This is a genomic window from Paenibacillus oralis (assembly GCF_003863965.1).
In the GTDB taxonomy this organism is placed as follows: domain Bacteria; phylum Bacillota; class Bacilli; order Paenibacillales; family Paenibacillaceae; genus Fontibacillus; species Fontibacillus oralis.
In genome coordinates this window covers 415,093-426,496 of the sequence record NZ_RRCN01000001.1, presented here as the reverse complement: position 1 = coordinate 426,496, position 11,404 = coordinate 415,093, and the positions used below count along the sequence as shown (strand labels likewise).

12 protein-coding genes are annotated in these 11,404 nt (G+C 43.1%); 10 read left to right on the top strand and 2 right to left on the bottom strand.

Annotated elements, in window-relative coordinates:
• Positions 1–17: 17 nt before the first annotated feature.
• Positions 18–479, top strand: coding sequence for a toxin-antitoxin system YwqK family antitoxin (locus tag EHV15_RS01985; protein ID WP_128629804.1), 462 nt, complete (start codon positions 18–20; stop codon positions 477–479).
• Between the two features lie 519 nt (positions 480–998).
• On the opposite strand, the gene nfi is transcribed toward EHV15_RS01985, so the two are convergent.
• Entirely contained in the window at positions 999–1,682 is a 684-nt protein-coding gene (gene nfi, locus EHV15_RS01980) for a deoxyribonuclease V (RefSeq protein ID WP_128629803.1), read from the bottom strand.
• 120 nt (positions 1,683–1,802) lie between these two features.
• On the opposite strand from nfi, the gene EHV15_RS01975 reads away from it, so the two are divergent.
• The 3 genes from EHV15_RS01975 to EHV15_RS01970 are packed head-to-tail and all read left to right on the top strand — an operon-like array spanning position 1,803 to position 3,028.
• Positions 1,803–2,204, top strand: coding sequence for a hypothetical protein (locus EHV15_RS01975; protein ID WP_128629802.1), 402 nt, complete (start codon positions 1,803–1,805; stop codon positions 2,202–2,204).
• A 5-nt stretch (positions 2,205–2,209) separates the two neighbouring features.
• A complete protein-coding gene (locus EHV15_RS36285) occupies positions 2,210–2,377 on the top strand; it encodes a hypothetical protein (RefSeq protein WP_178075721.1) in 168 nt (55 codons plus the stop codon).
• Positions 2,378–2,389: 12 nt separating this feature from the next.
• Positions 2,390–3,028, top strand: a complete 639-nt coding sequence (locus tag EHV15_RS01970) for an SUKH-4 family immunity protein (protein ID WP_128629801.1) — start codon at positions 2,390–2,392, stop codon at positions 3,026–3,028.
• 336 nt (positions 3,029–3,364) lie between these two features.
• Here the strand turns inward: EHV15_RS01970 and EHV15_RS01965 are convergent, their stop codons facing one another.
• Complete coding sequence (locus tag EHV15_RS01965; RefSeq protein WP_128629800.1) at positions 3,365–3,565, bottom strand: helix-turn-helix domain-containing protein; 201 nt, start codon at positions 3,563–3,565, stop codon at positions 3,365–3,367.
• Positions 3,566–3,977: 412 nt separating this feature from the next.
• On the opposite strand from EHV15_RS01965, the gene EHV15_RS01960 reads away from it, so the two are divergent.
• From EHV15_RS01960 to EHV15_RS01935, 6 genes are read left to right on the top strand one after another with little or no spacing between them, the layout of a single operon-like run.
• Positions 3,978–4,271, top strand: coding sequence for a DUF6809 family protein (locus tag EHV15_RS01960; protein ID WP_128629799.1), 294 nt, complete (start codon positions 3,978–3,980; stop codon positions 4,269–4,271).
• A 49-nt stretch (positions 4,272–4,320) separates the two neighbouring features.
• Complete coding sequence (locus EHV15_RS01955; protein WP_128629798.1) at positions 4,321–5,844, top strand: contractile injection system protein, VgrG/Pvc8 family; 1,524 nt, start codon at positions 4,321–4,323, stop codon at positions 5,842–5,844.
• Positions 5,845–5,866: 22 nt separating this feature from the next.
• A complete protein-coding gene (locus tag EHV15_RS01950) occupies positions 5,867–7,006 on the top strand; it encodes a pentapeptide repeat-containing protein (RefSeq protein ID WP_128629797.1) in 1,140 nt (379 codons plus the stop codon).
• 26 nt (positions 7,007–7,032) lie between these two features.
• Positions 7,033–7,548, top strand: coding sequence for a hypothetical protein (locus tag EHV15_RS01945; protein WP_036619885.1), 516 nt, complete (start codon positions 7,033–7,035; stop codon positions 7,546–7,548).
• The gene (locus EHV15_RS01940) at positions 7,548–8,192 is read left to right on the top strand and encodes a DUF4280 domain-containing protein (protein ID WP_128629796.1); all 645 of its coding nucleotides are present in this window, start codon (positions 7,548–7,550) and stop codon (positions 8,190–8,192) included. The genes EHV15_RS01945 and EHV15_RS01940 overlap by 1 nt, the downstream gene beginning before the upstream one ends.
• 18 nt (positions 8,193–8,210) lie before the next feature.
• Positions 8,211–11,402 carry a contractile injection system protein, VgrG/Pvc8 family gene (locus EHV15_RS01935; RefSeq protein WP_128629795.1) on the top strand — a complete coding sequence of 1,064 codons (3,192 nt, stop codon included), beginning with the start codon at positions 8,211–8,213 and terminating at the stop codon, positions 11,400–11,402.
• Positions 11,403–11,404: the final 2 nt, after the last annotated feature.

Genomic DNA, 11,404 nt, shown 5'->3' with positions numbered 1-11,404 from the left:
TTGAAAAGGGGATTATCATGGATGAAATAAAAATATTAACGAAAGAAGAAGTACTTTTAAAAGGAATAGAGTTTATAGATGATGTTTGTTTTTCTGGAGATTACGAAGATCAGGTTTTTGATAGACCTATGGAAGATGGGGGAAAGCCAATAACAGGACTTGTTTATGAAAAGTACAATAATGGTAATTTAGCTCATTATTGTTACTATGTGAATGGTATACCTGAAGGTGATTATGCTACATTTTATGAAAGTGGTAAATTAGAGGGCTTTAAACGAATGAGCAAGGGAGCTATTATTGGAAAGTCTTTTTCTTGGTTTGAGGATGGATCTATTAGAGTAATCGCAGAATCTCTTTATGGTTTTAAAATAACCTATAAAGAATGGAATGAGAAAGGGGAACTGATAAAAGAAAAAGTAGAACCGACCCAATTTGAGAAAGACACTATAAAAAAGTGGTCGGAACAAGACGCAGAGTGAATTAGAGGAACTAAATAAGTTATTTTAACCAACAATGCCCACTTAGTTTTATCCCTGTGAAATTTACAACATGAAAAAGATTTGCAAGTGCGTTTCGGTAGTTGCGCGCTGATTGAGATTAAATTGAACAATCAGCAACTCTCTGAATCTCAATTACTACTAATACTTTTGAAGCAGGCCACAATCTCCTTGTGGCCTATTGTTGTATTGCCCTGTAGTTTCATCAGGAGAACTGGTTACGACTCCTTGGTGAGCTAGAACGGCGAGACGTTTCATTGTAAAGAAGTTGGCAAGAAATGTCTGGTACAGATCTGCAGGTTATCTCAGCCATCTGGTCCGAGTTTTGCATCCAGCCTTTCTGCTTCGTGCGCTCTTCAGAAAGTTATCCGTCGGGAGGTGTATGTGATTGGCTGTCAAGAGCGATAACTATCTGCTGATTTCAAGTTGCGAAAGTTGAATTATAAGTATTCTGGAGTTTCTTTTATGAAAAAATCGTGACGTTAACCCCTTCTCTTTGTTTTACTTTGGAATAATCTTATTTAATGTGATTTTCACAAGATGGTCAGCTTGTCTAGTTGTTTCAGGTAAACGATATTTAGGTGAAAATTGTAATATCAATTCACATGCTGTAGCTAAAGAGATACGATGACCGATTGACACGAAAACAGGCTTAATGTTGTCTTGAGTTCTTAGTACATTTCCAATCACTTCGTTGTTGTCAATTAAAGGTGAGTAGGCCCCCCGCTGGAGTTCAGGTTCTTTATATGTTCCTAATAATCTAGTTTTTCCACAACCAATAGTCGGTATATCAAAAAGTACTCCTAGGTGACTAGCCAATCCAAACCTTCTAGGATGAGCGATTCCCTGACCATCACAAACAATTAGATTTGGCTTAATCTTTATTTGCTTAAATGCTTTAATTATTGGGGGTAGCTCTCTAAATGAAAATAGTCCAGGGATATATGGAAATCGAACTTTATCTTCAATTACCACCGATTCTACTAATTTTAATGAAGTCGACTCCAAAATGACTAATGCTGCAATTAATTCCTCGCCTCGCTTACTGTATGCTACATCAACTCCAGCAACATAATTTATTTGATCATAATAATCTCTTTGAATGACCTTTTTGGCTAAATTCACTTGTATGGAAATTGCTTCTTTCTCGTTTAATTCCCATGGATGAATTAATATTGGCTCCATTATAATCACCTTATAAATTTAATATAATGCCTTTATTTGACTATTTTAACCGATAAGCGCGGAAAATTGGTTACAGCTAGTCCATAGTGATTAAATGAAACCGATAGGATGACCAAAACATTGAATACAGCAACTGATGCCAAACGGATTAAGTTGCTGGAGGGAGTACCTTTTAAAGAGGCTTGGCCGAATTTTAAACAGAATTTGAAGAAGTTTTTTGAGAATTTAAAGAATTGTTTGAGTCCAAAACCTTCATCAGCTAGAGATATACTGCCAAATATTCAAAAGGTAGATTATGGAGTAAATGATTTATCACAAATAGCGATTAAGTTCAGGAAGACCAACAAAATAACGAGTGCTCGTAGAAATGTTACCGTATTTGAGTATGTAGATGAGTCTGGAAACTTAACCCAAAAAGCATTTATAAGCAATTCTGAAAAACATGCTGAAGTGGTAGGAATGGATTTCTTAAAAAATAATAATATTCCGAATGAATCTGTGAAAAGAATATACACAGAATGAGAACCATGTATCAAGACAGAAACTATCATGCAAATTGCACTGGAAAAATAAAAGAAGAATTTTCTAATGCTAAAGTTGAGTATAGTATTGATTATGGGGATACAAAAGAACTTGGAAGAATGGCAAGAGAAGAGTTACAAAAACTTAAAGAGCAACATGTTCTAAAAAAGTAGGAGGAGTTCGGTGTGGAAGATATCAAAGAATACTGGAATCAAGAATTTTTTAAATATGAAAAAAAAGAATTAGAGAAGTATGGATTTCAAGAAGATACGGTTGAGTTTTTATGTACAGTGGGTTTAATGAAAGGAGAACGTTTCAATGATCGAAGTACTTTGCGTTTTTTAGCTGAATTTGGAGAAGAAACAATTTGCAATGAGAAGTATATAAGAATCGCTTCTCCAACATTAGGGTCAGAGGGATTATATTTAAAGGCTGGGGAGGACCATGTATATTATATAGACTTGCCAGATGAACATAATGAGTTATACAAAAAATTTTGTAACACAAAAATCCATGACTATGTGAAGTTTGAAACGATGAAGTTTATGATTGCTTCAACATATCCAAATGTAGACGATGACGAATTGGAAGGATATCAATGCGCCAGAGAAGTGATTGAAGCATTTAAAAAAATAGATCCTGCTGCCGTGTACTCTTACTCTTATTGGGCAAACAGAATGCTGAGTTACGCAATTGATTACTTTTATGATGAGGATGAAAAATTCGAAGCTGCCATAAAGTCAGGAAAGTATAGATCCAGTGAGGAAGCTTATTTCGATGTACTATTTCATGGAATGCAGGTCTTGGAAACCAATCCTTCATAGTCAACCGGAAGCAGAGGGAAAGTAAAAAGTATGCAACCTACCAGCGGAAGTTTTGGGCGTGGTTCTGGTGGAGCACTTAAATTACTTCATCATGGTATTACTTCGATGTTATAAAACTTATAATTCAAAGGCTTGTTCAACTCGACAGTCGAATAGGAATGAGCCCTTTTTTATTTGGGTTAGAAAGAGCTAGAGTAATTAGCCTATACTAACCAAAAAAGCATTCGAAAGTACACCCGACAATCATGCTGAAGTGGTAGAAATGGATTTCCCTGAAAATAATAATATTCCGAATGGGTGACGGCGTTCTTGAATATACGCACTTTTACTTGTGGTCTACTTTATCTCAATAAGTTCGTTTACGTTGATATCAAGTGCTTTGCAAATCAATTCAAGAGTTTCAAGGTAAACTCTATCCACACGCTCTGAGCATAAATGATTGATTGTACTGGGGCGTAGTCCTGTTAATCTTGACAATTCTCGTTGTGTCATGTCTTTTTTATCAAGAATTTCTCGAAGACGGAATTTAATCGACATTCTCTTTCCTCCAACATACATAGTAACGCCTTAGCGTATTTTATGATTATAGCATAAGACTTGAAAATAACATTTGATTGTTTCGGTTAAGCGGTATATAATTATAATGAATTTCGGTTAAGCGTTATATAAATTATCGTAACAGTGGGGAGGGAGCATATGAATGTAATCGGATAACACCGAGTATCGACACAAGGATAATCTATCATGCCAAGAAAAAAATACACTTACGAAAAACGAGGCTCTAAGCGGAGTATTGGGAAACTGAAGTAAAAAGGGAGGCGGCGCTTCCTGGCAAAAGAACTCGCCACTTCCTCACTGCGACTACCTAAAAGGCAGACTGCACAATTAATCTATCATGTGTAAGTCTTTCTTTCAAGGCGTTGTAATCCATACGAAAGGGAGATAAAAAATGAAAAGCATGCTGGAAGCATTATATTGTGGTGAATTCCACCCGGAAGAGAAGATCGTCCCGAGAGATCACGAGTTCCGTAGAATAAGAAGAGAGATATCCGAAGCCAAAGGAATGTGGAAAGGGAAACTGTCTGCTGATAATTTCAACCAGCTTGAAACGCTACTCGATTTGCACAGACAGACCGAGTCGATGCAGGCTACATCTTCTTTCGTAAATGGGTTTCAGCTTGGGGCGTTAATGATGATGGAAATATACGCGGCTAAGGAAGAGCTTATTTATGGTTTAAGGTAATTAACCACTTTGAAAATTATAAGATTTACAAAAAAAGCTTGTTTCTACTTTGTTAGTAGGAACGGGCTTTTTTTCGTTCGAGGTGAAGCTGGACAAAACCATCGATGACCACGCGAGGCTGACCTTTACCGGGATTATCCCGGAAGAGAAAGAGGATCAGTATGTGAAAATGGCGGGTGAACAGACGGATGTGGAGCTCCAATACACCGATGAAAACGGAAAGAACAAAACGCTGTTTCATGGCATGCTCTTAAAGCTGTTTGTAAGAGTGGATCGGGATGTTTATTGGCTGGAGGCCGAAGCGGTGTCTCATATCTATACGATGGATATCAAGCTGGAAAACCGCGCTTTTCAGAATAAGTCCTTGCTCATTGAGGATGTGATGAAGGAAGTCGGAGGGGCCTATGCCAAAGCCGATTTTAATAACACATATACGGAAAAGCGCAAGCTGGGCGCATTTACGCTGCAGTATCAGGAAACCGATTGGCAGTTTCTGAAACGTCTGGCATCACATTATCACGCCCCGCTTGTTCCGGTTTCAACCTACGATCATATTGCCGTGTATCTGGGAATACCGGAACACCGTGATGCCGGGCCAATTCAGGCCACCCACTACAAAGTATATAAGGATTTACTGGCCTATAAAAATGCCGGCGCCTCAGGGGAATCCGGACTTCATGAGTCCGACTTTATCTGCTATGAAGTCGTGCTTGATCAGGTGCTGGAGCTTGGAGATATGGTCACGTTCAACAAGCAGAAGCTGCACGTTTTTGAGGTTCATACGGAAATGACCCGTGGTATTTTGACTCATAAATATGTACTTTGCCGGAAAAAAGCCGGATACAAGCGTAAAATGTACAATTCCAAAATCATCGGCGCATCAATCCAAGGGAACGTCGCAGCAGTAGTCCGGGACGAGGTCAAAGTGAAGCTGGATTGTGACCAGGGTTGGAGCATGGATACCGCCTGGTTATTCCCCTACTCGACGATGTATGCTTCCGAAGACCAAACGGGCTGGTATGCTATGCCGGAGAAGGGCGATGATGTGCGGATTAATTTCCCCGGCCCGAACGAAGCCGAAGGCATCGCACTTAGCAGCGTGCGCAAGAAGCTGCCGGCCGAAGCCATGGACGGAGGCTCAGCAGGCAGCGGCGGAAAAAGTGGAGGCACCTCAGGCAATGTTACCACAACCGTCGTCAAGCAGGAGACGCTCCAGCCAATCATCCATTATGACAACGATTTAAAAAATTTAAAGGATGACTTGATGGCGGATCCGGATACCAAGTTCTTGCTTACTCCCATGGGACAGAAAATTATGTTTGAGAAAGACAAGATAACGATTGTCGGGGCGGGAGACGGTGCCGCGATTACGTTAACGAACGACGGAACGATTGTTTTGAACAGCAGCAATAAAATCACCCTTCAGACCGGGAAGCAGATTGAAATGGAGGGAGAGAGTATTATGATGGTTGCCAATCAGATCGAGATGTCTACTGAGGGAGGTTTTGGCGGAATCAAGATTGACCAGGGACAGGTCGTTGTCAGGGGCGTCGAGGTTTTGATGGAAAAATAATAAACGGAAGTAGGGAAGTGGCATGAATTCACAAGAAGCGTGGGAACGGTTTGTCGAGGTAGATGCACTTCCACAGCGAACGGAAAGCATACGGGCATTGCACGATTACTTTTGTGAACATAAGGATCAGATCGCGCAGCAGTTGACGGAATGTTTTGATTCGTTTTGCCAGCATATTGCGGAGCAGCAAACGGCTGGCTCTATAGGGAAGTGCGCCAGTATTCACCTCTCTCTTCTGCGTACCAGACTGCCGGAAGGCCATCTCGAGTATATGTTCGAAGCTTTTGACTCGTCGACTGCCGATCAGATTAAGATCACGCCTTTCAGGTATCGAGCGGACTGGATCTATGAGTTTCTAAATACCTGGTCTCAATATTGTGAGGAACAGCGCAGAAAGTATGCCATGCAAATTCCAATACCCTTGCTAGAAGCATGGATGCATGAGCAAATTCCCCTTTTCCATGAATATATGACCCATGCTATGCGTTATGCCATGGAGCGAGTCAGCGAGTTGTCCTCGTTTTGCAACCTGCAAAAAGAAGTTTCTTTTGAAGTGCGGGGTGGGGAGTTTCGAGACTCCATGCAGACGGAATCGGTCTATCGCATCAACGAAGTCCAGAGGTTATCCGTAAGCTGTAAAGGTTGGTTGGAAAGTTTGATCGAGCAGGGATATATTTACGAGCATATCCAGGGTGTGGACGTGTCAGGCGGAAATTTTGCCGGAATTAACCTGAACTATGCCCGGTTGGAACAGGTCAATTTCAGGGATTGTATCGTCCACAACAGCTATTTATTGGGAACACAGTTCCAGCAGTGCGATTGTCGAGGGGCCGATTTCCGCGGCTCCGTGATGATGGATGCGGATTTTCGTGATTGTGACCTGGAAGAAGCGTGGTTTGATCAAATATACGCGGTTCAGGATTTAATGAATGAGGCACGCGGCGTGATCTTCGGCGTTCACGGCGTATGTTTTCAGCGAGCTAATCTGACAAACGCCAGCTTTCGCGATGCCCAAGTGGCTGGGGACTTCACCTATGCCGCACTGGACGGCGTTGATTTTACCGGAGCAGACCTGGCAGGCAGCCGTATGCTGAGGCGGGATGCTGAGCGGGTAGCTTTAAGCGAAGAGCAGCGCAGCAGCATTTGCTGGGTAGAGGAATAGGCGATTATTTGAGAGGTGGGGAAACGGTGGAGTATTATGTCGTCAGTCATGATTCGCGCCTGGATGCGATGGGCGGGAATATTTTGTTCCCGGAGCGGGTATTAAGCGGGTTTGCGGCAGCTGAGGATTATGAGATGGCGTTTGTCCGGAAAGGGAGAAAACTGGAATACCGGAGTGTCATTGAGCTGCCGGTGTTTCTCGTTTCCGCGCAGGTACGTGAAATCTTGAGTCAATATGAACCTAACCTAGCCTACAAAACCCTCGTGGTCACGGACCAGACAACCTATACCCAAGTGTATTTTTGCTTGATCGATGTCCCCAAGGTGGATTGTATCTCACAAACGCACTCGGTAATCGAGCGGGGAATGGTCAGAGAGGCCGTTTTGGAGGAGGAGAAAATAAGCGGACTCCGCATGTTTTGGGCAGCAGGATTGCCGTTCCCGGGTCTAATTGTGCGTCTGGATGTGGCGGAAGCTTTGTTAAGACATAACTTGTATGGACTAAATCTACGAAGAATATGCTCGAAAGCAGGTGAAGCGTAATGAGCGGTACTTATAATCAGGATAAATTAATTATGTTAGGTAAAGCAAGGATTCACGAGTTGAACACAGCGTGGAGAGATACGGAAACCTATATCACGAGCGGGGCGTATATGCAATGCTCTTGCGGGACACACGAAGAGGTACTTAATAGAGTCACTAATAATGGAGTATACATTAATAAAAATCCAATGATGACCGTCAGGGATTGTAAGGTATCTACATCGAAAATCAAAGAGGGGGACAAGGCTTTAGAGGAACTTGAAGGAAATATTGACGGGAACTTGTATTCTTTTGGTTACTGTCGAAGTGACCGTCATCCTGCATTTATAAAAGGAGAACAAACCGCTCCCGGAGCATATGGAGGTGAAGTAGATTATGATGTTGATTCCGGGACTAATATACCAGGAAAATTTATTTATCCATGCATCCCGGAATTTGTCACAAGACTATCTGGCCCTACCTCCGATAGCAGCATGTGTATACAACCAGAGTGGCAGAATGGCAGCAAAACCGTATCGATCGATGGCGTACCTGTCTTAACGAGCAAGTCTTGCCTGACCTGCGTAAAAGGCGGGCAGATCACCTTTTTAACGAATGGAATGGACATGCCTCCTTTGGATTTTGTCAAGCATTACGTGAAGTGATGAAGGAAGGTGAAGGGGATGGAAGAATGGTTTGAGGGGGACGGCTTTCGCTTAAAGTGGCCGTATCCGATTCAAGCGGTTCGCAGCTTGCGAGTGGAGCAGAAGTTTAATGAGCATACCCGGTGTACTTTAACCGTTGCGATGGCTGATGAGCAAGCCGAGCGGTGCATGATCGAAGCGAGCTTTGAAGATAGCCTGCTCATTTGCAAACCCGGAAACCCACAGGATGAGCATTGGTTTGCCGGGGGGGTCTCGAATCTGGAGATGACGATGGAGGACGGAATTCCGAGTGTCACCGTAGAGGCACTCTCCCGATCTTACGAGATGGATGTGCGGCGGAAGAGCCGTTCGTATCAAAACAAACAAACCACATACACCCAAGTGATTAAGAGACTAACTGAAGGCTACCGGAATGGGGATGCGCAGAACGAAGCGACGGAACCGGGGGCAACGCTTGGAGAATTGGTTGTGCAATACCAGGAAACAGACTGGCATTTTATGAAGCGGCTCGCTTCCCGCCTGGGGACAGTGATCTTACCGGATACGACGATGGATGCGGCGCGGATTTATTTTGGCGTACCGGATTTTTCCTGGGGGAAGGATCTTAAAGCGACGCAGTACTCGATGGAGCAAAATCAGGAAAGCTACTTGAGTTACCGGGAACAAGCCGCAGAAAATGGGGCCAAAATTCCGTCTGAAGCAGACTGGATCAGTTACCGGGCAAGGTCAAACCAATTCTTCAGAGTTGGGGAGAATGTCGGGTTCAAGCGCCAGATCTGGGTGATTGCCGAATCGGTCATTACCTACGATAAGGGAACACTTCAATATGAATATGTGCTGGTCAAGCGGCAAGCGCTTCGCCGCAAGTCCCGCTTGAACAAGGCGATCCAAGGCGTAGCGCTAGAAGGCCGTGTGTTGAAACGGGCGAACAACATGGTGAAGGTCCATCTGGACATCGACAAGGAACACGACGAATCGGGGAACTGGTGGTTCCCGTATTCGCCGGAAGGCAATAACATCTTTCATTGTATGCCGGATGAAGGGGCGAGGATTAAGGTTTATTTCCCAAACGGCATTGAGAAACAAGCGATAGCCATTAACTCGGTTCGTGGCGGCAGCGAGGAAATGAAGACGCGAACTGTTTTCCAGAAACCGACGACCAAAGTCTTTCATATGCCCGGGGATGCCAAGATGGAGCTGGGCGATGACGGAGTTTTGTTTGAGAAAAATACGGTAAGACTCCAATTAGATGGCGAAAACATTCGTTTATCCGCGGAAGAGAACATTGTGCTGATCGCGGTCAACACCGTTGAGCTGACCAAGACGGAATCGGCGTCCAAATTGGAATCGATCCGGATGAAGGCCAAGAGTGTCATTACGCACATGGCGAATAAGGAGCAATTCGTTGAAATCGCGGGTAACCGGGTGCTCATTCAAAACCAAAAGGTGAACTTCGAGAAGGTTGACATGAACATTTTGGACATGCTGACGGATGAAGAACTCGAAGAGACTTATATTGAATATTTGTTAGAGAATGGGGCTATGCTCGAAGCCTACGGAGAAGCGTTAACGAATAATGAAATCGTATATGATGATTATGAAGCCTATAAGAATTTTGGTAAGGAAACTAAAAAAGTAGACTTATCGCGAGAAACTGTAAGAAAGAAATTAACTGAAAAGATACAAAGCGATCCCGATTCAAAGAACACCGTGCGTAATGCTCTGAAGGGTCTAAAGGAAGCCGAGACCCAGTCATATTATCTAAAAACAAATCGCCCGCCGGCAACAGACGGCAAAGGGGAAGAGAGAACAAATGATGAGATAAAGCAGGCTCACCAGGAATACGAGGCTGCCTATAAAAAATACAACATGATGAAGCGGGTTCAATATGATCTGAAAAAAGAAGCAGAAGGGCCGCCAGCTTTTATGCTGGCGGAGAAAGCTCCTCCAAAGCAACTATTTCCGGGAATATTAGATGTTACCAAGGTGGTCGAGGAGGAACAATCACCAGAATATGAAGCGCTGAAAGACGAGATGCGCAAAAAAATGAACGGGGAGACAGCAGAAAAATTGACCCCGCTCGCCCAAGCAATGAATGCGCTAAGCCAAGGCTTGGAAAATAGCGATTTTTGGCTGGAGAACGTCATTCCCAAGAAACCGGATTATTTCAGCAAAAGGGATGAAACGGTTACCTATCTCTCGCGATTGAACTTTCTAAATACGGTTACTGTTCCCCAGAAACAAGCCGCAGTGCTCGGCATATTATTCGGTGTTGTCGCCATTGTGTTGGCGCTCCCAACGATGGGAAGTTCCTTGTATATAGCAGCCATTGGAGCCGCAGAAATCGCTGTGGGGGCCATGCAGATTAAAATAAGTTCAGAGAAACTACGTGATCTGAACGCAGGGAACAACTATAGCAGTCCGAAAGTATTCGGGATGGATCAGGAAGCAGTGAATAGTGCAGATATCGTGGTAAGTTTAGTTGGCTTATCCATCCTGTTCAAACCTAACTTGAAAGCCGCCGATTCATTTAAGGATAGCCAAAGACTAGCGGCCCTTAAAGAAACCGCAGGTAATAAATACGCAAACTTCAAGAATACAATGAAAGATGCTAATATTAATCTGAATCCGCGGAATTATGAGCTGGAATGGGAAAAAGCACCAGCGTTGAATACCGGATATGGTTCAGTGGGTGGAGGATTTGGAAGATTCCGTCTTGATCGTGTTGCGGACGAGCCGTTTATTCAGTTTAGTAAGAGTGGCGGTGGGAGGGCACTTAATGAAAGTAACAGGCTAAATATAGGTGCAGGAGATAACCCTAGACAAGGATACAGAAATGGGGATATTGATCCACGAGCTGAGGGTATTGAAGTAATGGATGCTAATAACTTGGTTGGAATCAAAACAGGTTCACAGGCAGAGGTAATTGTGCAAAATCCACATGGTTTTAATGCGCTTGAAGGTGACATTCCGCGAGTAATCGAGCCAGGAGGCTTACTGAAAATAGTAGGTGGAGAAAAAAATCCTTTTTTCAACAAAATATATAAAATGAATGATGAAGATCTTTCGAAATACGGTTTTGAATTGGTAAACAAAGGAAAAGCTTCTGATGATTTAATGTTTGGAACTCAGAAAACAACTAGCGGTGATGCTTTCAGCGATAAGGCATTAAGTAAACAATTAGAAGTAATTTTAAGGAGGTTGAAGTAATC

Bases quoted from the DNA above. Each gene is read 5' to 3' on its own strand.
- EHV15_RS01935 (WP_128629795.1), top strand. From the start codon at position 8,211: ATGGAAGAATGGTTTGAGGGGGACGGCTTTCGCTTAAAGTGGCCGTAT.
- EHV15_RS01950 (WP_128629797.1), top strand. From the start codon at position 5,867: ATGAATTCACAAGAAGCGTGGGAACGGTTTGTCGAGGTAGATGCACTT.
- EHV15_RS01940 (WP_128629796.1), top strand. From the start codon at position 7,548: ATGAGCGGTACTTATAATCAGGATAAATTAATTATGTTAGGTAAAGCA.
- EHV15_RS36285 (WP_178075721.1), top strand. From the start codon at position 2,210: ATGTATCAAGACAGAAACTATCATGCAAATTGCACTGGAAAAATAAAA.
- EHV15_RS01965 (WP_128629800.1), bottom strand. From the start codon at position 3,565: ATGTCGATTAAATTCCGTCTTCGAGAAATTCTTGATAAAAAAGACATG.
- nfi (WP_128629803.1), bottom strand. From the start codon at position 1,682: ATGGAGCCAATATTAATTCATCCATGGGAATTAAACGAGAAAGAAGCA.
- EHV15_RS01985 (WP_128629804.1), top strand. From the start codon at position 18: ATGGATGAAATAAAAATATTAACGAAAGAAGAAGTACTTTTAAAAGGA.
- EHV15_RS01960 (WP_128629799.1), top strand. From the start codon at position 3,978: ATGAAAAGCATGCTGGAAGCATTATATTGTGGTGAATTCCACCCGGAA.